23 protein-coding genes and 1 other RNA gene are annotated in these 21,269 nt (G+C 61.9%); 7 read left to right on the top strand and 17 right to left on the bottom strand.

Annotated features, from left to right (window positions below; all coding sequences use genetic code 11):
* Positions 1 to 11 precede the first annotated feature (11 nt).
* The 5 genes from ilvC to AC1RM7_RS08255 form a co-directional block, all read right to left on the bottom strand.
* Positions 12 to 1,031 (bottom strand): ketol-acid reductoisomerase, encoded by a 1,020-nt coding sequence (ilvC, locus tag AC1RM7_RS08235; protein WP_006021660.1) that lies wholly within the window; start codon positions 1,029 to 1,031, stop codon positions 12 to 14.
* A gap of 151 nt (positions 1,032 to 1,182) precedes the next feature.
* A complete protein-coding gene (locus AC1RM7_RS08240) occupies positions 1,183 to 1,788 on the bottom strand; it encodes a LysE family translocator (protein ID WP_034459259.1) in 606 nt (201 codons plus the stop codon).
* A gap of 3 nt (positions 1,789 to 1,791) precedes the next feature.
* A complete protein-coding gene (locus tag AC1RM7_RS08245) occupies positions 1,792 to 2,664 on the bottom strand; it encodes an EamA family transporter (RefSeq protein WP_006021662.1) in 873 nt (290 codons plus the stop codon).
* A gap of 15 nt (positions 2,665 to 2,679) precedes the next feature.
* Positions 2,680 to 3,222: an acetolactate synthase small subunit gene (gene ilvN / locus AC1RM7_RS08250; RefSeq protein ID WP_006021663.1), complete on the bottom strand. Its 543-nt coding sequence runs from the start codon at positions 3,220 to 3,222 to the stop codon at positions 2,680 to 2,682.
* A gap of 31 nt (positions 3,223 to 3,253) precedes the next feature.
* Positions 3,254 to 5,032: an acetolactate synthase 3 large subunit gene (locus AC1RM7_RS08255; RefSeq protein WP_024920333.1), complete on the bottom strand. Its 1,779-nt coding sequence runs from the start codon at positions 5,030 to 5,032 to the stop codon at positions 3,254 to 3,256.
* A gap of 398 nt (positions 5,033 to 5,430) precedes the next feature.
* Here AC1RM7_RS08255 and AC1RM7_RS08260 point away from each other — a divergent pair, with 398 nt between their 5' ends.
* Positions 5,431 to 5,859 (top strand): styrene oxide isomerase, encoded by a 429-nt coding sequence (locus AC1RM7_RS08260; protein ID WP_024920334.1) that lies wholly within the window; start codon positions 5,431 to 5,433, stop codon positions 5,857 to 5,859.
* A gap of 1 nt (position 5,860) precedes the next feature.
* On the opposite strand, the gene miaA is transcribed toward AC1RM7_RS08260, so the two are convergent.
* Positions 5,861 to 6,802, bottom strand: coding sequence for a tRNA (adenosine(37)-N6)-dimethylallyltransferase MiaA (gene miaA / locus AC1RM7_RS08265; protein ID WP_024920335.1), 942 nt, complete (start codon positions 6,800 to 6,802; stop codon positions 5,861 to 5,863).
* Between the two features lie 9 nt (positions 6,803 to 6,811).
* Here miaA and serB point away from each other — a divergent pair, with 9 nt between their 5' ends.
* A complete protein-coding gene (gene serB / locus AC1RM7_RS08270) occupies positions 6,812 to 7,705 on the top strand; it encodes a phosphoserine phosphatase SerB (RefSeq protein WP_024920336.1) in 894 nt (297 codons plus the stop codon).
* A 79-nt stretch (positions 7,706 to 7,784) separates the two neighbouring features.
* On the opposite strand, the gene AC1RM7_RS08275 is transcribed toward serB, so the two are convergent.
* The 11 genes from AC1RM7_RS08275 to AC1RM7_RS08325 form a co-directional block, all read right to left on the bottom strand.
* Positions 7,785 to 9,299, bottom strand: a complete 1,515-nt coding sequence (locus AC1RM7_RS08275) for a DegQ family serine endoprotease (RefSeq protein WP_006021669.1) — start codon at positions 9,297 to 9,299, stop codon at positions 7,785 to 7,787.
* A gap of 155 nt (positions 9,300 to 9,454) precedes the next feature.
* Positions 9,455 to 9,655, bottom strand: a complete 201-nt coding sequence (locus AC1RM7_RS08280) for a DUF2065 domain-containing protein (protein WP_006021670.1) — start codon at positions 9,653 to 9,655, stop codon at positions 9,455 to 9,457.
* A gap of 42 nt (positions 9,656 to 9,697) precedes the next feature.
* Entirely contained in the window at positions 9,698 to 10,597 is a 900-nt protein-coding gene (hflC, locus tag AC1RM7_RS08285; RefSeq protein ID WP_006021671.1) for a protease modulator HflC, read from the bottom strand.
* Positions 10,594 to 11,736 (bottom strand): FtsH protease activity modulator HflK, encoded by a 1,143-nt coding sequence (gene hflK / locus AC1RM7_RS08290; protein ID WP_024920337.1) that lies wholly within the window; start codon positions 11,734 to 11,736, stop codon positions 10,594 to 10,596. The genes hflC and hflK overlap by 4 nt, the downstream gene beginning before the upstream one ends.
* 181 nt (positions 11,737 to 11,917) lie before the next feature.
* Entirely contained in the window at positions 11,918 to 12,454 is a 537-nt protein-coding gene (locus AC1RM7_RS08295) for a dihydrofolate reductase (RefSeq protein ID WP_006021673.1), read from the bottom strand.
* On the bottom strand, positions 12,451 to 13,245 hold the full coding sequence (locus AC1RM7_RS08300; protein WP_006021674.1) for a thymidylate synthase: 795 nt from the start codon (positions 13,243 to 13,245) through the stop codon (positions 12,451 to 12,453). The genes AC1RM7_RS08295 and AC1RM7_RS08300 overlap by 4 nt, the downstream gene beginning before the upstream one ends.
* 198 nt (positions 13,246 to 13,443) lie before the next feature.
* Complete coding sequence (locus AC1RM7_RS08305; protein WP_085947402.1) at positions 13,444 to 14,412, bottom strand: tripartite tricarboxylate transporter substrate binding protein BugD; 969 nt, start codon at positions 14,410 to 14,412, stop codon at positions 13,444 to 13,446.
* A 146-nt stretch (positions 14,413 to 14,558) separates the two neighbouring features.
* Positions 14,559 to 16,073: a tripartite tricarboxylate transporter permease gene (locus AC1RM7_RS08310; RefSeq protein ID WP_006021676.1), complete on the bottom strand. Its 1,515-nt coding sequence runs from the start codon at positions 16,071 to 16,073 to the stop codon at positions 14,559 to 14,561.
* A gap of 7 nt (positions 16,074 to 16,080) precedes the next feature.
* A complete protein-coding gene (locus AC1RM7_RS08315; protein ID WP_006021677.1) occupies positions 16,081 to 16,575 on the bottom strand; it encodes a tripartite tricarboxylate transporter TctB family protein in 495 nt (164 codons plus the stop codon).
* Positions 16,576 to 16,661: 86 nt separating this feature from the next.
* Positions 16,662 to 17,165: a chromate transporter gene (locus tag AC1RM7_RS08320; RefSeq protein WP_051055015.1), complete on the bottom strand. Its 504-nt coding sequence runs from the start codon at positions 17,163 to 17,165 to the stop codon at positions 16,662 to 16,664.
* A gap of 29 nt (positions 17,166 to 17,194) precedes the next feature.
* Entirely contained in the window at positions 17,195 to 17,794 is a 600-nt protein-coding gene (locus tag AC1RM7_RS08325) for a chromate transporter (protein WP_024920338.1), read from the bottom strand.
* 143 nt (positions 17,795 to 17,937) lie between these two features.
* Between AC1RM7_RS08325 and ssrA the strand changes: the two genes are divergently transcribed.
* From ssrA to AC1RM7_RS08350, 5 genes are all read left to right on the top strand, one after another.
* Positions 17,938 to 18,302: a transfer-messenger RNA gene (gene ssrA / locus AC1RM7_RS08330) on the top strand.
* Between the two features lie 185 nt (positions 18,303 to 18,487).
* A complete protein-coding gene (locus AC1RM7_RS08335) occupies positions 18,488 to 18,991 on the top strand; it encodes an SspB family protein (protein WP_024920339.1) in 504 nt (167 codons plus the stop codon).
* A gap of 145 nt (positions 18,992 to 19,136) precedes the next feature.
* Positions 19,137 to 20,540 carry a class II fumarate hydratase gene (gene fumC / locus AC1RM7_RS08340; RefSeq protein ID WP_024920340.1) on the top strand — a complete coding sequence of 468 codons (1,404 nt, stop codon included), beginning with the start codon at positions 19,137 to 19,139 and terminating at the stop codon, positions 20,538 to 20,540.
* Positions 20,541 to 20,798: 258 nt separating this feature from the next.
* The gene (locus AC1RM7_RS08345) at positions 20,799 to 20,987 is read left to right on the top strand and encodes a DUF4169 family protein (RefSeq protein WP_006021682.1); all 189 of its coding nucleotides are present in this window, start codon (positions 20,799 to 20,801) and stop codon (positions 20,985 to 20,987) included.
* Positions 20,984 to 21,256, top strand: coding sequence for a ribbon-helix-helix domain-containing protein (locus tag AC1RM7_RS08350; protein ID WP_006021683.1), 273 nt, complete (start codon positions 20,984 to 20,986; stop codon positions 21,254 to 21,256). Before AC1RM7_RS08345 ends, AC1RM7_RS08350 begins: the two co-directional genes overlap by 4 nt.
* The last annotated feature ends 13 nt before the right edge of the window (positions 21,257 to 21,269 follow it).

A 21,269-nucleotide genomic window follows, 5' to 3' on the forward strand; every position in this document is an offset into this window, starting at 1 on the left:
AGGGGCAGAAATCAGTTCTTGGTCTTGTCGACCAGAGCCTTTTCCTTGATCCAGGGCATCATGGCGCGGAGCTTCTCGCCAACGGCCTCGATCTGGTGGGCGTTGTTGCGGCCGCGGGTCGCCTTGAACGAGGCCTGGTTGACCTTGTTCTCGAGCATCCAGTCGCGGGTGAACTTGCCCGACTGGATGTCGGTGAGCACGCGCTTCATCTCGGCCTTGGTTTCCGGGGTGATGATGCGCGGGCCGGTGACATACTCGCCGTACTCAGCGGTGTTGGAGATCGAGTAGTTCATGTTGGCGATGCCGCCTTCGTAGATCAGGTCCACGATCAGCTTCAGCTCGTGCAGGCACTCGAAGTAGGCCATCTCCGGCGCGTAGCCGGCTTCCACCAGCGTCTCGAAGCCGGCGCGGATCAATTCGACGGTACCGCCGCACAGGACGGCCTGCTCGCCGAACAGGTCGGTTTCGCACTCTTCTTTGAAGGTGGTTTCGATGACGCCCGCGCGGCCGCCACCGATAGCGGAAGCATAGGACAGACCGAGGTCATGCGCGTTGCCCGAAGAATCCTTGTGGATCGCGATCAGGGTCGGTACGCCGCCGCCGCGCTGGTACTCTGAGCGGACGGTATGGCCCGGACCCTTCGGCGCGACCATCAGCACGTCGAGGTCGGCACGCGGCTCGATCAGGTTGAAGTGCACGTTGAGGCCGTGTGCGAACAGCAGCGCAGCGCCCTGCTTCATGTTGTCGTGCAGGTGCTCACGATAGATGTCGCCCTGCAGTTCGTCAGGCGTGAGCATCATCACGACGTCGGCCCACTTCGCGGCGTCGGCAACTTCCATCACCTTGAAGCCGGCATTCTCGGCTTTCTTGACGGTGGCGGAGCCCTTGCGGAGCGCAATGGCGACATCCTTGACGCCGGAGTCCTTCAGGTTCAGCGCGTGGGCGTGGCCCTGGCTGCCGTAACCGACGATGACCACCTTCTTGCCCTTGATCAGGTTCAGGTCGGCATCGCGATCGTAATAAACACGCATTTTCATTTTCCTTCTCAGGCGGCCCCGATTGGCCAATTATCGAACGTTTTCGGGTGGATCGGGCCAGGGCCCGGATGAATTGCCGCCGTTGTGTAGGGCGGCTGGTGGTGCGAGACAAGCCCGCAACCCCGATTTCTGCGGTGCAGTAAGCTCACGGCTCCTTCAGAACGGGGTAAAGCGAGGCCAGCAAAAGCAGGGCCATGACGATATTGAAGATCCGGACGGCGCGCGGGGATTTTACCAGCGCTTGCAGCGAGGTGCCGAGCACCACCCAGGTCAGCGAGGAGCCCAGCCCGATCAGGAACAGCAGGATCGAGAGCGCCGCGATGTTCAGCGGATAGGCTGCGATGGCGGCATAGGCGGTAATGGCGCCCACCGCGATCACCCAGCCTTTGACGTTCACCCACTGGAACATTGCGGCCCCGAGGAAGGTCATCGGCTTGCCCTCGCCTGCTCCGCCGGTATCCGCAGGCCCGGACAGCGCAATCATGATCGCGAGATAGATGAGATAGGCCGCGCCCGCATACTTCAGGATCGTGTGCAGGACCGGGTAGGCCGCGAATACCGCGCCCAATCCAAGCCCGATCACCGCCACCAGAAACGAGAATCCGATGGTGACACCGGCGACATGCGGCAATGTTCGCCGAAATCCGTAGTTCAGCCCAGACGCCATCAGCATGATGTTGTTCGGCCCCGGCGTGAACAGCGCCGCAGCGGCAAAGGCGATGAAGGCGATGGCGAGTTGCTGAGAGATCATGGTTCAGGCCACTTCCACCAGAGGCGGCGGACGGCGCGACAGCAGCATCACCGCAATCCCGAACACAACGACGATCATGCCGGTCAGGCGCAGGGTCCCGAAAGTCTCTCCGAAAACGAGGCTCGACGCCCCCGCGCCGAAGAACGGCACCAGCAGCGCGAACGGCACCACCTGCGCGGCGGAATACCTCCGTAGCAGCCGGCCCCAAATCCAGTAGCCCAGCGTCGTTCCGAGCACCGCCAGCGCCAGCACACACAGCGCCGCCAGCAGCGACATATGAGTCAATGCCTGCCATGTCACAGCGGGACCATCGACAAACCACAGCACCATCAGCAACGGCACCATTGCCAGAAGGCCAATCCATGCGAACAGGTCGAGCATCGACACGTCCTGAGCGCGGCGGAGCATCAGGTTGGAAACCGCAAAGCTGACCGGCGCGGTCATCGACACCGAAAACGCCCAGACGCTGAAGTCGTAGCCGACCGTAAAGCAGATCAGCAGCAACCCGCACATCGCGATCGCAATACCAAGCACCTGAATCCGCGTCGGCAATTCCCGCAAGAAAATTGCTGCAAAGGCCACCGTGAACAGCGCCTGGCTCTGCACGATCACCGCAGTCAGACCGGCCGGCACGCCATGGGCCAGACCATAGGTCTGGGCCAGAAACTGCGCGACCAGCAGCCAACTGATCGCAATGATCAGTCCCCATGATAATTTCGGGCGCGGCAAAAACAGGCACGGCAGCGCGGTGATGGCAAACCGCAGCGTGGTCAGCAGTGTCGCCGACATCTCGTCAACCGCAAACCGGGTCGCGACAAAGCCAACGCCCCAGATGACGGCGACGACCACCGCCAGCACGATGTCGATCGGTTTCATGGGATGCGCGCGAGATTACATCTTTTCCGGGCCGCGGGAGATCGCTGCAACGCCGGTGCGCGACACTTCGACAAGACCGAGCGGAACCATCAGGTTGATGAACTGATCGATCTTGGCGGTGCCGCCGGTGATCTCGAACACGAAGCTTTCGGTGGTGGCATCGATCACGCGCGCGCGGAACGCTTCCGACAGCCGCAGCGCTTCCATCCGCAGATCGCCCGTGCCCTTGACCTTCACCATCGCCAGTTCGCGCTCGATGGCGCGTCCGGTCAGCGTCATATCGACGACGCGATAGACCGGGATCATGCGGTCGAGCTGATGCTTGATCTGCTGGATCACCATCGGCGTACCGGTGGTGACGATGGTGATCAGCGACATGTGCTTGGCGTGCTCGGTCTCCGACACCGTGAGACTGTCGATGTTGTAGCCGCGGCCGGAAAACAGGCCGATGACGCGCGCGAGCACACCCGGCTCGTTCTGCACGAGCACGGACAAGGTGTGCGTCTCGTTCGGATCGTGACGCTCCTCCATGAAGTACGCGGATGCGGGCTGTTCCATTGTGTCTGCTTTCATTGTCACACCAGCGCCTTTAAACCAGAGCCTTGCCACCGGCGAACGCCGCGGTCGTTGCTTCTTCATTTGCTTCCGCCGGAAGCAGCATTTCGTTGTGCGCCTTGCCCGACGGAATCATCGGGAAGCAGTTTTCCAGCGCGGCGACGCGGCAATCGAACAGCACCGGCCGTTTGACCTTGATCATCTCGTTGATCGCGCCGTCGAGGTCGCCGGGCTTCATCACCTGGAGCCCGACGCAGCCGAATGCATCGGCCAGCTTGACGAAATCCGGCAGCGCCTCGGAATACGAATGCGACAGCCGGTTGCCGTGCAGCAGTTGCTGCCATTGGCGCACCATGCCCATGTACTGGTTGTTCAGGATGAAGATCTTGATCGGCAATTCATACTGAACCGCCGACGACATTTCCTGCATGGTCATCTGCACCGAGGCGTCGCCCGCGATATCGATCACGAGGCTGTCCGGATGCGCGACCTGCACGCCGAGCGCGGCCGGCAATCCATAACCCATGGTGCCGAGACCGCCGGAGGTCATCCAGCGATGCGGCTCCTCGAAGCCGAAGAACTGCGCCGCCCACATCTGGTGCTGCCCGACTTCCGTCGTGATGTAGGTGTCGTGCTTCTTGGTCAGTTCGAACAGCCGCTGGATCGCATACTGCGGCAGGATGATGTCGTCGTTCTTCTTGTAGGCCAGCGAGTTGCGTGCGCGCCAGCGCCCGATCTCGAACCACCACGGATCGATCTTCGGTTTCTTCGCCTCGCCCTTGAACACCGTCAGAATGTCGCCGAGCACATTGGCGACATCGCCGATGATCGGTACATCGACGCGAATGTTCTTGTTGATCGACGACGGATCGATATCGATGTGAATCTTCTTCGAGTTCGGCGAGAACGCGTCGGTGCGGCCGGTGATGCGATCGTCGAAGCGTGCGCCGATGCACAGCATGACGTCGCAGTCGTGCATCGCCATGTTGGCTTCGTAGGTGCCGTGCATGCCGAGCATGCCGAGCCAGTTCTTGCCAGACGCCGGATAGGCGCCGAGGCCCATCAGCGTCGAGGTGATCGGAAAGCCCGTGACCTCGACCAGTTCGCGCAACAGCTTCGAGGCTTCCCGGCCGGAATTGATGACGCCGCCGCCGGAATAGATCACCGGCCGCTTGGCCGACGCGAGCAGCGCCACTGCCTTGCGGATCTGCGCGGCATCGCCCTTCACGCGCGGAGCGTAGGAAACATGCACGTCGGATTTGCGCGGCGGATGATAGGTGCCGGTCGCGAACTGCACGTCCTTCGGCACGTCCACCACCACCGGGCCGGGCCGGCCCGTGGTCGCGACATAGAACGCCTCATGCAGCACCTTCGGCAGATCCTCGATCCGCCGCACCAGCCAGTTGTGCTTGGTGCAGGGCCGGGTGATGCCGACGGTGTCGCATTCCTGGAACGCATCATTACCAATTAGATGCGTCGGAACCTGTCCGGTGATGCAGACCAGCGGGATCGAGTCCATCAGTGCGTCGGTCAGCGGCGTCACCATGTTGGTGGCGCCCGGCCCGGACGTCACCAGCGCAACGCCCGGCAGACCGGTGGAGCGCGCGTAGCCCTCCGCCGCATGGCCCGCGCCCTGCTCGTGCCGCACAAGAATGTGCTCGACATCGCTCTGCTGGAAAATCTCGTCGTAGATCGGAAGCACCGCGCCGCCCGGATAACCGAAGATGTGCTTGACCCCATGGTCCTTGAGCGCGCGGACGATCATCGCCGCACCGGTCATCTGGTTGGGATCGTGTGTCTTACTGTCGCTCATGGTTCGCTCCGGGGCGCTTGAGGCGCTGTCTGCATCCGTCTTCTGCGCATTGCCCTGATGGTCCGGGTCATGCGCGCCAATAAAAAAGGGCCCCGAAAGGACCCTGTGCACACCGCTTTGTCGTGGGTAGCCGTCAGCCACCCCCAGCGGTGTGCCGGGCTACGACGATAATAAGAAGGTCGGTAACTTTATTGCGCATCTTACGCCGTCATTTTCCAAAGGTTGCGCGGGGTTATACGACCCGGTCGGGGAAAGTCAAGCCCGCGCTCAGGTTTCGGAGCTTACCGGTTTCCTCGCATTTGGCGAGAGCCAAAGTGACATGGGGACTGGCATCAGGCCGGACGACCATGCGAGCCTCGCTGCTACGTCCAATCGCCAACGGAAAGACGGGAGGCTCGATGACCGCAGATACAGCGCGCAGCATCATCTGGCATGGGATGTTTCTGTTTCTGCTCGGCCTGCTGACGGGCCTTGCGCAGATGCAGTTCACGAATCCGCGCATGGGACTGGCCGCCCATATGGAAGGCCTGATGAACGGGACCTTCCTCATAGCCGTCGGTGCCATCTGGCACTGCATCAGACTTCCAACGGGATTATCGGCAGGGCTGTACTGGAGCGCGCTCTATGGCGCCTACGTCAATTGGGCAATGACCTGCTTCGCCGCAGCGGCGGGCACAAATAGCATGACACCGCTCGCGGGCGCGGGATTTGGCGCTTCGTCGTTACAAGAAGCCGTTGTGACCGCCGGATTTGTGTCAGTGGGCGTCGCGATGCTGGCAACTGCGATCCTCGCACTCTGGGGCCTGCGGCGCATTCCCACGCAATGACCTAGTGCAAGCCCCACTCCCGAAAGCGGCTGGCCGCTTCGCCGGGCACGATCCATTCGAATTCCGGCAGCTGGTGCCTGAACCAGGTGTATTGCCGCTTGGCGTAATGACGGGTGTCGATCTGGCCGGTATAGATCGCCTGTTCCAGCGTAATCTCACCCGCAAGATGCCGGATCAGGGCCGGCACCCCGTGCGCCTTCATCGCCGGCAAGATCGGATCGAGCTTGCGCGCGGCCAGCGCCGCGACCTCGTCCAGCGCTCCCTTCTCAAGCATGCTTTCGAAGCGCGCATTGATCCGCGCATAAAGCTCCTTGCGGTCCGGCGCGAGGAATATGGCTTTGACGCCGCCCGGTTCGAGCAGCGGCGGCAGACCTTCGCTATGCCAGTCCGGCAATGCGCGCCCTGTCGCCTCGATCACCTCGAGCGCACGCGCGATGCGCGCGCTGTCGCGGGGCTTGAGTTTTGCGCCGGACACCGGATCGCGCCGCACCAACTCAGCATGCAACGCTTCGACGCCCTCGCGCTCCATCCGCGCCCGCACATCGTCACGCACCTCTTGTGGGATTGGCGGCACGGCAGATAGACCACGGGTCAGCGCCTTGAAATACAAGCCGGTACCGCCAATGAAAATCGGCAGACGCCCGGCCGTCCGGGCTTCCGCGAGCACTGCGGCGGCATCCGCCACCCACGTGCCGGCCGAGCAGTTCACCGCAGCGTCGCAGTATCCGTAGAGCCGGTGCGGAACACGCGCTTCTTCTTCCGGCGAAGGCCGCGCCGTGATGATCCGCAAGTCCCGATAAACCTGCATGGAATCGGTATTGATGACGACGCCGCCGGTCGCTTCCGCAAGAGCGAGCGCCAGCGCCGACTTGCCGCTGGCCGTCGGCCCTGCGATAAGCACGGCCTTGGTGTCACCCTTTCCGTCTATGCCATCTTTCAACATCGAGCCGTCATGTCTCTCGTCGCCACGCTGATCAGCAATCCCGTCGATCCCCAACTCGACACCACCGTGATTGACGCGGCCAGCGCCGCGCTTCCCTCTCCGTCTCAGGCGGAATGGCTTTTCAACGAAGTGGCCGCCGACATTCGCTTTAGCAGCACCGAGGACATTCGCACAATTTCGGATCGCCTGCGCGCGGCCCTGAGCGAGCTTCCCGTCGATGTGGTGGTGCAGCCGCTGGCCGACCGGCGCAAGAAACTGCTGCTGGCGGACATGGATTCAACCATGATTGGCCAGGAATGCATCGACGAACTCGCCGACTTCGCGGGCCTCAAGACGCACGTCGCTGCGATCACCGAGCGCGCCATGCGCGGCGAGATCGAGTTCGAGCCCGCGCTGCGCGAACGCGTTGCGCTGCTGAAAGGCCTGCCGGTCACCGTGGTCGATGAAGTTCTCAAGAGCCGCATTACGCTGACACCGGGCGCGGTCGCCCTCGTCCGCACCATGCGCGCACACGGCGCCTATACCTGCCTCGTTTCGGGCGGCTTCACGCTGTTCACACAGCGCGTTGCTGAAATGATCGGGTTTCAGGAAAACCGCGCCAACGTGCTGCTGGTCGAGGACGGCAAGCTGACCGGCGAGGTGGCCGAGCCAATTCTGGGACGCGAAGCGAAGCTCGCGACGCTGGTGGACCTGCGCGAGTCCTTCGATCTCGACAATCTGGACACCATGGTGGTCGGCGACGGCGCCAACGATCTTGCCATGATCGAACAGGCCGGCGCGGGCGTCGCCTATCACGCCAAGCCCGCTGTTGCGGCCGCCGCCGGCGCGCGGATCGATCACGGCGATCTCACCGCGCTGCTTTACATGCAGGGTTACAAGCGCAGCGAGTTCGTTGCGGGCTGAAACCGCATATCGATCGCTGTCCGAAACGAAAATGCCCGACACATTGGCCGGGCATTTTTTATTCTGTTGATCTGGGGCGTTACTTCACCGCCAGCGCCACGAAGCGAAGTTCGCCGGCGCCGTTAGACACCAGAAGCAGCACGGACTTTTTGCCGTCCTTTTTCAACTGGTCGACGCGCTTCTTGACGTCGGCGGCATTCGTCACCGCCTCCTGCGCGACCTCGACGATCACGTCGCCGGCGCTGAGCCGCTTTTCGGCGGCATCGGAGCCATCGTCAACGCCGGTGACAATCACGCCCTTGACGCTGTCCTTGATCTTGTAGCGCGTCCGCAGATCCTTGCTGAGACCGGCGAGGTCGAGGCCCAGCGCCTTCTGCGTCACCGGCTTTTCAGCTTCGACCGGACTGGTGGTCTTGGCCGAGGCCTCGACCGGCTTCTCGCCATCGTCGAGACGGCCGAGGGTCACCTTCCTGGTCTCTTCCTTGCCCTTCCGGATGATGACGACATCCACGGCCTTGCCGACCGGTGAGTCGGCCACAGCGCGCGGAAGATCCTTCATCTCCTTGATGTCCTTGCCGTCGAACTTGACGACGACGTCACCCGGTTCAATGCCGGCGGGCTTCGCCGGCCCCTTGTCGTCGACGCCGGCAATCAGCGCACCGCGCGCAGGCTTGATGCTGAGGCTCTCCGCGATTTCGTCGGTGACCTGCTGGATGCGGACGCCGAGCCAGCCGCGGCGGACTTCCTTGAACTGGCGGAGCTGATCGACCACCGCCATCACGGTCTTCGACGGCACGGCGAAGCCGATGCCGATCGAACCGCCCGATGGCGAGATGATCGCGGTGTTTACCCCGATGACTTCGCCGTCGAGATTGAACAGCGGACCGCCGGAGTTGCCGCGATTGATCGCCGCGTCGGTCTGGATGTAGTTGTCATACGGGCCCGAGTTGATGTCGCGGTTGCGCGCCGAGACGATGCCGGCGGTGACAGTGCCGCCGAGGCTGAAAGGGTTGCCGATGGCTATCACCCACTCACCGAGACGCAGGCTGTCGGAATTGCCGAACTTCACCGCGGTGATTTTCTTCTCAGGCGTGAACTTCAGGACCGCGAGGTCGCTCTTCTTGTCCCGGCCGATCAGTTCGGCCTTGATCTTGGTGCCGTCGTTGAGAATGACGTTGATCTCGTCGGCATCGGCGATGACGTGATTGTTGGTCACCACGGTGCCGTCGGTGTCAATGATGAAGCCGGAGCCGAGCGAGTTCACCTTGCGCGGCGAATTGTTGCCGCCACCCGGCCCGCCGCGGCGGTTCTTGAAGAACTCGTCGAAGAACTCGCTGAACGGCGAATCCGGCGGCAGTTGCGGATTGGCGCCGCGCCTGTTGCCGCGCTCGTCGCTGCCCTTGTCATTGTCGGAGTTCTTGGCTTCGACGGTCTGCGAAGTGGAAATGTTGACGACTGCGTCAATCACTTTCTCCGCGACGTCGGCGATGCCTTCCGGTCCGCGGGCCAGCGCCGGCGTCGCAACGATGGCGAAGCCGACAGCCGCGGCCAGCGGCAACAGACGGCGGCTCAATGCTTGAAACGCATCGGACATGGTCGAAAAATCTCCTGAAAAGGGGCGGATCATTTGCATCTAGATTGCGCCTGAACACGACGGGTGCGCAAGCACCACCATTCAGCGTAATTCAAGCGATCAACCTGCCGATTACGGCGAAAACCCGGCTTTGGGCCGGGTCTGGCTCATGTGTGCTAGTGCCGCACCAGCCAGATCAGGAGCAGGCCGACCACCGCGGAAACCAGTCCTACGGCGCGCAGGATGTTGTCCGGCGAGGAGAGCGCGCTTTTCATCGCCGAACGCATCCAGTTGGGGAGCGCTGTAAACAGCAAGCCCTCCAGAACCAGCATAACTCCGACCCCGACAAGGAGGTCGCCGTATCCGATCGATTTCATCCGAATACGGCTCCTGCCTGATCCCGCACCCCGCGCCGCATACTAACGCGCGGAACCGGCAGCGGCGGGAGGCTTGCCCGCCGGGTTGGCGAAGTAGCGGAAGAACTCCGAATCTGGCCGCAACAGGAAGCGCGTGTCGTTGCTCTTCATGCTGTTCTCGTAAGCCGTCATCGAGCGATAGAACGCGAAGAAGTCCACATCCTTGCCGTAGGCTTCGGCGAACAGCCGGTTGCGCTCGCCGTCGCCCTCACCGCGGACCTGCTCGGCCTGCGAGTTGGCGTCGGCGATGATGACCGTCGCCTCGCGGTCAGCCCTGGAGCGAATTTCCTGGGCCTTCTGACCACCCTGCGCGCGGAACTCGGCCGCTTCGCGCTGACGTTCGGTCTGCATGCGCTGATAGACCGCCTGGCTGTTCTGCTCGGGCAGATCGGCGCGGCGAATACGGACGTCGACCACCGAAATGCCGTAGCTCGCGGTTTCGCGGTCGAGCTGCGTGCGGATCTTGCTCATCAGCGCATCGCGATCATCCCGGACAACGGTAATGAAGGTCACTTCGCCCAGCACACGGCGCATCGCCGCGTTCAGCAATGTGGTGAGCTGGATGTTGGCAGCCTGAATCGAGCCGAGGGTCTGATAGAAGCGCAGCGCGTCCTTGATACGATAACGCGCGAAGGCATCCACCACGAGACGCTTCTGGTCCGAGGCGATCACTTCCTGCGCCGGATTCTCCAGATCGAGAATACGCTTGTCGATGCTGATCACGGTGTCGATGAACGGCACCTTGAAGTTCAGGCCCGGCGTCGTCACCACGCGCACCGGCTCGCCGAGGCGCACAAGCAGAACCTGCTGCGTCTCGCTCACAGTGAACAGCGAGCTGTAGCCGACGACGACCGCGACGAGCAGAATGAAAAGAGAAACGATACCTGCGATGCCGTTTTTCATCGGTTGCTCCCGCCCTGTTGCGGCGCAGCCGGCGTCGTGCGGCGTCCGATCTCGTTCAATGGCAGATAAGGCACAACGCCCGGAGCCGATCCGTTCGCGCCCTGATCGAGCACGAGCTTGTCGGAGTTGCCGAGCACGCGCTCCATGGTTTCAAGATAGAGGCGCTGGCGCGTGACGTCCGGCGCCTTCTTGTATTCCTCATAGACCTTCAGGAAGCGCGCGCTCTGGCCCTTGGCCTCGGCCACCGCCTGCTCCTTGTATCCTTCCGCGACTTGCAGGATCTGCGCAGCACGGCCGCGCGCATCTGGAATAACACGGTTGGCGTAGGTCTGGGCTTCGTTCTGCAGACGCTCGAAGTCGGCGCGGGCCGCCTGAACGTCGCGGAACGCGTCGATCACCTGCGACGGCGGATCGACCTTCTGCATCTGCACCTGCTGAATCAGGATACCGGAACCGTAGGTGTCCAGCGTCTTCTGCATCAGCTCAAGCACCGCAGCTTCGGTCTGGGTGCGCGCGCCGGTCAGGATCGGCTGGATCTGCGAGCGGCCGATGACATCGCGCATCGCACTCTCGGCGACTGCCTTCACGGTGCCTTCCGGATTCTGGATGTTGAACAGGAAGTCGCCGACGCCGTCGGGCTTGATGCGCCAGAGCACGGTGAAATCCACGTCGACGATGTTTTCGTCGCCGGTCAGCATCAGGCTTTCCTCGGGAACGTCGCGGATGGTGGTGCCACCGCCGCGGCGCGAGTCATCGACAACGCGCATGCCGATGCTGAGAGTCGAAACACGCAGCGCCTTCGGCAGCAGCACGGTCTCGATCGGATAAGGCAGATGATAGTTCAGACCAGGCTGAACCGTGCGCACGTGCTTGCCAAAGCGCAGCACCACGCCGAGTTCTTCGGACTGCACGCGGAAGAAGCCGGACAATCCCCAGATCGCCAGTGCGGCGACGAGGATCAGCGCGATGCCCATGCCGCTGAAGTTTCCTCCGGGCAGCATCGTCTGCAATTTGTCCTGGCCGCGGCGCAGAAGATCCTCGAGATCGGGCGGCTTCGGTCCCGGTGATTGCGGTCCGGAGCCCCAGGGACCTTTCGGACCGGAGCCCCAGGGGCCTCCGCCTTGATTCTTCCACGGCATCGTCGATCTCCTCCGCGCGAAGCTCACGCTCCGCAAACTCTTGGGGCCTTATAGGGGACGCGCCCGGTCCTTACAACGCAGGACACCCGCCCACGACAGCTATGGCGCAGGGCGAATTTGTCAATGCAAACATGCTGTTTGCAGTTAATGCCAAGGATAGCGGTTGCGTGAAATGCGGTGTTCAGCCGCGCCGCCGATAGCTGACATAGGAGAAATCGACCGTATCGCCGTCCGCTTTGGAATGACGTGCGCGTGCGGTTTCTTCCCATTTTGCCGGATCGACCGGCGGAAGGAAGGTGTCGCCCTCAGGCTTGTCATGAACCTCGGTGATTTCGAGACGATCCGCCCTGCTTAGCCATTGCGCAAAGATGTCGGCGCCGCCGATCACCATGATCTCAGTGACCAAACGCCGCAGCGCATCGCCGAGCGCGATGTCATGCGCGGCCTCGAGAGACGTCGCAACAACAACACCCGGCGCCTGAAAGTCCTTGTCACGGGTCACGACAATGTTGGTCCGCCCCGGCAGTGGCCGGCCGATCGACGCGAACGTCTTGCGGCCCATGATGACAGGCCGCCCCATCGTGATCGCCTTCAGGCGTTTAAGATCGGACCTGAGATGCCACGGCATCGCATTATCGAGGCCGATGACGCCGTTCTCCGCGACGGCAACGACAAAGACGATCTGCGGAGATGACGTCCCGGACGGCGGCGCTGTCACACCGCGACCTCGGCCTTGATATGCGGATGCGGATCGTAGTTCTCGAGTTTGAAGTCCTCGTAGCGGAACGAGAAGATGTCCTTCACATCGGGATTGATTGTCATGGTCGGCAGCGGACGCGTCGGGCGCGTCAGTTGCAGCCGCGCCTGATCGAGATGATTCAGGTAGAGATGCGTATCGCCGAACGAATGCACGAAGTCTCCGGGCTTCAGTCCGGTCACCTGCGCCACCATCATCGTGAGCAGGGCGTAGGACGCGATATTGAACGGCACGCCGAGAAACACGTCCGCCGAGCGCTGGTAGAGCTGGCACGAGAGCTTGCCGTTCGCGACATAGAACTGGAACAGGCAGTGGCATGGCGGCAACGCCATCTTGTCGACTTCGGCCGGATTCCACGCGCTGACGATCAGCCTGCGCGAGTCCGGATTTTTCCGGATCATCTCGATCACATTGGAAATCTGGTCGATCGTGCCGCCATCCGGCGCGGGCCATGACCGCCACTGCGAGCCATAAACCGGGCCGAGATTGCCGTTCTCGTCAGCCCACTCGTCCCAAATGCGAACGCCGTTGTCGTTCAGGTATTTGATGTTGGTGTCACCCGCCAGGAACCACAGCAGTTCGTGGACGATCGACTTCAGATGAAGCTTCTTGGTTGTCAGCAGCGGGAAACCCGATGCCAGATTGAACCGCATCTGATGGCCGAAGATCGACAGCGTCCCGGTGCCGGTGCGATCGGTCTTTTCCGCGCCGTCGCTGAGGATGCGTTCGAGGAGGTCGTGATACTGGTTCATGGGACCTATTTAGCCTGACGCGTGCCGCGATTCGATTTCGGCCGGGCAATTATACCCTGAAAAGTGGCCGCCCGCGGCGAACGCGCATGATCTGGAAAAGCGGGAACCGGTTTTCCGGAAGATCATGCCCCAAATGACAAAAGACAAGGGGCGGAACTCACGTCCCGCCCCTGCCAAACCCGTTCGTTTTCAACAATATCAGTTCGAAAGTGGCTTCAGCACGCCCGACCATTTGGTGATTTCGCTGTCGACGAGGGTCTTCAGCGATTCCGGGGTTCGCTCTGCCGGCTTCGGAATGACGCTGCCGAGGTCGAGCAGACGCTTCTTGACGCCTTCGTCATCCAGCGCCTTGACCAGTGCGGCGTTGAGCTTGGCGACGATCGGCGCCGGGGTGCCTTTCGGCGCGAAGATCGCGTTCCAGGCCTGCGCCTGATATTCGGGCAGCCCAGCTTCCGCGGTGGTCGGAACGTCAGGCAGCGAGGGATTGCGCTCAGGGGTCGCCACGGCATAGGCCTTGATCGTGCCGCCCTTGACCTGCGGAACGGCGTTGACGATCTGGTCGCACATGTAATCGACCTGGCCACCAACCAGCGCATTCATGGCCGGACCGGTGCCGTTGAACGGAACGCCCGTCGGGGAGATCTTCAGCACCGCGTCCAGAAGCTGGCACGACGAGTAGGACACCGAACCGACACCCGCATGAGCCTCATTGAGCTTGTCGGTGTTGGCTTTCAGATAGGCCACGAATTCCTTGAGGTCCTTTGCCGGGAAATCCTTGCGCGCCAGGATCAGGATCGGCGTGCCGGCGATCAGTCCGACGGGCTCGAAGTCCTTCGAAGGATGATAGGCCAGCTTCGGATAGAGCGGCACAGAAGCGGCGTGCGTGCCCATGTGGCCGGTGATGAGGGTGTAGCCATCCGGCGCGGCCTTGGCGGCGCGCGCGGACGCCGTGGTGCCACCGGCACCGACCACGTTTTCGATGATGATCGACTGGCCGAGCGTCTGCTGCATATGACCGGTCACGATGCGCGCGATGACATCGGTCGGACCGCCCGCCGCGAACGGCACAATCATCGTGATGTTGCGGGTCGGATAATCCTGCGCCTGAGCTGCGCCGACGGCAACGCCGACCGCGGCCAGCGCGGAAAACCCGCACGTCGCGAGCATACGCTTAAGCAAATTCATTGGGCTCTCCCGAGTATTTTGATGAAATTCGGCCCGGCAGTCTGAGCACCACCGGGCCGGATATGTCTATTCAACTTGCAGCCAAGACAAAGGGAAGAGGCGCGGCGCAACGCCGCACCTCGTTACCCTTAGTTCTCGGACTCGACGAAGACCTCGTCGCGCTTCTTGCGAAGTGCGGGCAGCAGCGAGAGGATCAGCAGGAACGCTGCGATCGCCATCAGGGTCGCAGACAGCGGCCGGGTCAGGAAGACCGACCAGTCACCGCGCGAGATCAGCAGCGCACGGCGAAGGTTCTCTTCCATCAACGGGCCAAGCACCATGCCGAGCAGCAGCGGCGCGGGTTCAAAGTCATGCTTCACCAGCCAGTAGCCGACGAGACCGAAAGCGGCTGTCAGAACCACGTCCATCGGCGCGTTGTTCACCGAGTAGATGCCGATCGCGCAGAAGATGACGATGCACGGGAACAGCAGCCGGTAAGGCACCCGCAGCAATCGCACCCAGATGCCGACCAGCGGCAGGTTGATGACCAGCAGCATCAGGTTGCCGATCCACATCGAGGCAATCATGCCCCAGACCAGTTCGGGCTGCTTCTGCATCACCTGAGGACCGGGAACGATGCCATGAATGGTCATCGCGCCGACCATCAGCGCCATCACCGCGTTGGGCGGAATGCCGAGGGTGAGCAGCGGAATGAACGAGGTCTGCGCCGCGGCATTATTAGCGCTTTCGGGCGCCGCGACGCCTTCGATCGCACCGCGGCCGAAGCGCTGAGGATGCTTCGAAATCTTCTTCTCGAAAGTGTAGGCCGCAAACGACGCGATCACCGCGCCGCCGCCGGGCAGAATGCCGAGGATCGATCCGAGGATCGTTCCGCGCACAATGGCCGGCGCCGAATCCTTCAAATCCTTCTTGGTCGGCATCAGACCCGAGATCTTCTGCTGCACCAGTTCACGGTCCATCGACGCGCCGTGATCGAGATTGCGGATGATCTCGGCGAAACCGAACAGACCCATCGCCACGGTCGCGAAACCAAGACCGTCGGCGAGTTCCGGAATGTTGAACGACATGCGCGACGCGCCGGTCTCGATGTCGGAGCCGACCATCGACAGCAGCACGCCGAAGGCGATCATCGCGATGGCCTTGAGCACTGAGCCCTTCGCCAGCACGACGGCGAAGATCAGGCCGAGCACCATCAGCGAGAAATACTCGGCAGGACCGAATGCCAGTGCGAGCTTGGTCAGCGGCGCGCCCAGCAATGCGATCAGAAAGGTTGCAATGCAGCCCGCGAAGAACGAGCCGATCGCGGCGATAGCCAGCGCCGGGCCGGCGCGGCCTTGCTTGGCCATCTGGAAGCCGTCGAGCGCCGTCACAACCGAGCCGGCTTCGCCGGGAATGTTGACCAGGATCGACGTGGTCGAACCGCCGTACTGCGCACCGTAATAAATGCCGGCGAGCATGATGAGCGCGCCGACCGGCGGCAATCCGAACGTGATCGGCAGCAGCATCGCCACCGTAGCAATGGTGCCGATTCCGGGCAGCACGCCGACCAGCGTACCGACCAGCGCGCCGATCAGACAGAGACCAAGATTGATGGGTGAGAACGCAACGCCGAAGCCGAGCGCGAGATTTGCAAAAACATCCATGACGGCCTCAGCGCAGAATGCGTGGGAAGAGATCGAGCGGAAGCCCGAGTGCATACGGGAACAGCAGAGCACAGCCGATCGTCAGGCATATTCCGACGATGACGGCTTCCTTCCACCGCGTCTCGTCGCTTCCCATCGCCGCGATCAGGAAGCTCACGAATGCAGAAACAATCAGACCGAGCGGACGAATTGCGACGGCGAAAGCCAGGATCGACAACGTCACGAAGACAGGGCCGCGAATGCCGTAGCGTTGCAACTGCGGGCCCTCGACTAAAAAGCCGGTAAGGGCAACACCAGCACCGAGCGCCAGAAGGAGATAAGCGAACATGCGCGGCGCGGTGCCGGGACCGAATGAAAATCCCCGCATCCCCGCCAGATCGCTCGATGCCCACAGGGCGAACAGCGCGATCGCCATCAGCGCCAGGCCGCCGTAGAAGTCCTGTGGTCCTTTGATAAGCCCCGGCGCGGGTTTTCCCGCAGCGCTATCTGGCGCTTCACTCATCGTCATCCCCCTTAAGTCACGGGCTTGAGCCCGGTCTATTCTTGTCGGGCAGGCTGTCCCCTGCGCACTTTGCTTATCGATTTTCGTCAGACGACGCCAGCAAAACCGAGAATGCCACCCACAATCAGCATCCACAGTGGGTTGAGCCGGGTTGCCAATGCAAGCACCCCGGCGCCGATAATAAGGGCGGCCCCGACCCATGTGCTGCCGGTGGTTAATGCGAGAATGAAGCCGCTGGCGCACATCAGCCCGATCGAGATTGGAACCAGCGCAGCCTGCAGGATCGCAGGCCAGATCGATTGGCTCGACCGCGTCAGCATGTTGCTGACGAAATAGGCAAAGACCGCGGACGGACCGCACATGGCGAATGTGGCGACCAGTGCGCCCGCGATGCCGGCCACATGGTATCCAATCAACGTCACGATCAGGACATTCGGCCCCGGCGATAATTGCGAGATCGCAAACATGTCCGCGAACTGCGCATTCGACATCCAGTGCTGCACGTCGACAGCGACCCGATGCATTTCCGGAATCGTGGAATTGGCGCCGCCGATCGCGAGCAGCGACATCAGACCGAACGTCCACGCCATCGTCAGAAGCGTACCGCTAGGCGAACTCACTATGACGCCCTCCTTCGCATCAGGAACGTCACGACAACGCTGAGCGGGATCGCTGTCAGCAGAACCGCCACCAGCGGCAACCGCAATACCCCGATCGCTATGAAAACGGCGACGAGCAGCGCAAGCGCGATGGGATCGCGCTTTTTGAGCAATGGCATCATCATGCGCAGGATAACCGCAAGGAAGAGTCCGACCGCAGCGCAGGACACGCCCGCCAGTGTGCGCTGCAACGCCGGAATCTCTCCATAGCGCGCGTAGATTGCGGCCAGCACCGTGACAATCACCACCGGCGGTCCGACCAGCCCAAAGAAAGCGGCAATGCTTCCCGGGATTCCGCGAAAGCGCGCGCCGAACACCACGGACAGATTGACGATGTTCGGGCCCGGCAGGAAATGACAGAGCGCGAAAGCTTCGTTGAATTCTTCAGGCGTCATCCAGCGATGCTGCTCGACGATGGCGCGGCGCGCCCACACCAGTACCCCGCCGAAGCCCGCAAGCGACATCTTGGCGAACGCCACGAACAGTTCGAGCAGTCCCGGCCGCTCCGGCGCGAAAGCATCAGGGGTCTGGGGAATCGCGGGAGCGGTCTCTTGAGACATGGCCCGATTTAGAATGGCCGCAGGCGGCGGCCAAACGATATTCCGGTGCGGGGCGCATGCGCTGGACGCGGATCAGGCGAAGTGCGCAACCTTGCCTTCCGTCCTGAAACCGTCCGCGCGCGCCATCCCGAAAGTGGAAACAAGGCCTTTTGTCGTTAGGGTTTGCCCCCTATATTGAGGGAGCCGGTTCGCCGGCTATGGAAATAAATGGCCGTCGTAATAAACCATTCGGACCCGGGGGCAGCACCCGGCGCCTCCACCAAAGCCCGGATTTCCCGACCAAAGGGCGGGTTTCGGCGGGGGCGAAACAGGATCGACGAGGGCGTAAAGGGCTCGCTTTTTCCCGGTATGGTTCCGCCGTTATCGGGCTATGCAATAGTTGCAAACGACAACTATGCTCCGGTTGCTCAGGCTGCGTAACGCAGTTTGAAAAACCAAGTCTAAAGTCCTAGGGGATTAAGCCCCTCTAGGCGGGGTTCGGAGGCACCTGGCAACAGAAGCCTCCACTTTCATCTTGTTGCATTGAATTTGTCAGGCGGATGCGTTGCGGCGCATGAGAATATCTGCGATCTGCCAAGCGCAGGTGCTGACCTGCGGGCCATGACCGGATAGCATGGATCGAATTTGCGAGTCGGAACGTTCACGTCTGACGACCTGAAATTCGACTAGCTACCTTTCGACAGGACTACATTGATGGCGACCGATCATATTCGTTACGACGTTCTCGCGCGCGACGCCTTGCGCGGCGTGCTGAAGCATGTGCTCGCGGACGCTGCCGAGCATGGCCTGCCTGGCGAACATCATTTCTACATCACGTTCATGTCCAAGGCCGAAGGCGTGAAGATTTCCCCGCGCCTGCTGTCGCAGTATCCGCAGGAAATGACTGTCATCCTTCAGCACCAGTTCTGGGATCTGGTCGTGACCGATGACCGCTTCGAGGTTGGACTGTCGTTCAACGGAATTCCGGAGCGCCTGGTCATTCCGTTCAGCGCAATCAAGAGCTTCTTCGATCCGTCGGTGCAGTTCGGCTTGCAGTTCGAGCCCGTTGAGGCGGCCGACGCGGCGGCCGACGCGCCCACCGTGGAGACGCTGCCGGTCGCGGCTGCACCCGAAGCCCCTGCTGAAACAGACGGCGAGCCTGTCAAGCAGGGCGAAGGCGCCGAAGTCGTGCGGCTCGATCGCTTCCGCAAGAAGTAATCCGGCGCGCCCTCACCTCACATCATCTTGAAGCTTTTCTAAATTCGGACACGCGTTTCCGCACATGCGGAGGCGCGCAGCGGTTGCGTCGATCGGTTGCGAAGTCCTACACTTCGGCATCCCCAAAACGCACCGGAAAAGCATCATGGCCGTCCAGAAGAAGACAACGCGCACCGAAACCGACACGTTCGGACCGATCGAAGTGCCGGCGGACCACTATTGGGGCGCACAGACCGAACGCTCGAAGCACAACTTCAAGATCGGCAATGAGCGGATGCCGATGCCGATCGTCCGCGCACTGGCGATCGTGAAGCTGGCATCGGCACAGACCAATCTTGAGCTTGGCCTGCTCGACCAGCGCCGCGCACGCGCCATCGTCCGCGCGGCTCGGGAAGTCATCGACGGCAAGCTCGATGACAACTTCCCGCTGGTGGTCTGGCAAACCGGCTCGGGCACGCAGACCAACATGAACCTCAACGAGGTGATCGCCAATCGCGCCAGCGAATTGCTCGGCGGCGAGCCTGGCACCAAGAAGCCGGTGCATCCGAACGATCACGTCAACATGAGCCAGTCGTCGAACGACTCGTTTCCTACCGCGATGCATATCGCCGCCGCCGAGCGCATCACCCACGACCTCATCCCCGCACTGACTATCCTGCTGAAAGCGCTGCGCCAGAAAGAGAAAGCCTTCGCCAAGATCGTCAAGATCGGCCGTACCCATACACAGGACGCGACGCCACTGACGCTTGGCCAGGAATTCTCCGGTTACGCCGCGCAGGTCGAGAGCGGCATCGCGCGCATCCGCGCCGCCGCGAAGGATCTCTACCCGCTGGCGCAGGGCGGAACGGCGGTAGGGACCGGCCTTAACTCCAAGCCGCGGTTTGCCAAACTGTTCGCCAAACAGGTCGCCTCGCTCACCAAGCTGCCGTTCACCAGCGCGCAGAACAAGTTCGAGGCTCTGGCGTCGAACGACGCTTATGTATTCGTGCACGGCGCGATCAATTCCATGGCGACCGGCCTGTTCAAGATCGCCAACGACATCCGGCTGCTCGGCTCTGGGCCGCGCTCCGGGCTCGGCGAACTGATTCTGCCCGAAAACGAACCGGGATCATCGATCATGCCCGGCAAGGTCAACCCGACTCAGTGCGAGGCAATGACCATGGTGTGTTGCCAGATCTTCGGCAATCAAACGGCGATCACCGTCGCCGGCAGCCAGGGCCACTTCGAACTCAACGTCTACAAGCCCGTGCTGGCGCATTGCATGCTGCAATCGATCCAGTTGATGGCCGATGTGGCGCGTTCGTTCACCGAACATTGCGTCGTCGGCATCCGCGCCGACGAAAAGCGCATCGACGAGTTGATGCGGCGCTCGCTGATGCTGGTGACGGCGCTGGCGCCGAAGATCGGCTACGACAATGCTGCAAAGGTCGCGAAAACTGCTCACGCGCGCGGCACGACGCTAAAGGAAGAAGCAGTGCGTCTCGGCTTCGTTTCGGAGGCAGAATTCGATCGGCTCGTAAAGCCCGACAAGATGACGCACCCCGGTTAGAGCGCGTTTCACTTACATTAACTCGCTGTAACGTTCGGACATCTCGTCGCACCTTCTAAAGTCCTACGCCGATTGGCTACCATCTCCTACTTATCGCATGCTAACTTTTGGGAGCTGCCGCACTGCACGTGCACCAAAACGAACAACTTTTAAACGGACTCGTGTGAGCAGCCTGCTCGGATGAGTCGCAGGACAGAACAAACCGCGCCGTTACATGCCGCGCCTTTGTTGAACCTGTCCTGAAATAAAGGAGGCGTCATGGGCGACCTGGTCAACCTGAAACAAATCAAAAAGCGCATTGCGCGCGAACAAGCAGACAAGCAGGCGGAGACCAATCGCATTCGCTTCGGCCGCACCAAGGGCGAGCGTAGCCGCGACGAACAGCAGGCGCAGCGCGCCAGCGACATCCTCGATCACCACCGCATCGATGATGGGACGCCGGCATGAAATCCCCCGTCGTCAAAAGATCGATCGTCGTCGCCGGCCACAAGACCAGCGTCAGCCTCGAAGAAGCCTTCTGGAATGGCATGAAGGAAATCGCATCGGTGCGGAACCTGACGCTGTCGGAACTCGTCGGTGAGATCGACGGCGGCCGGCAGCAGGGGAACCTGTCCTCCGCAATCCGTCTGTTCGTGCTGGATTACTTCCGCTCGCGGGCAATGCCTTCAGCGGGGAACGGCAGCAGCCGGATGCAGGCGGAAGATTCGCATCCGTAGTTTTGCGCACGGC

The sequence above is a fragment of the Afipia sp. GW822-FHT03D08 genome (assembly GCF_058801645.1).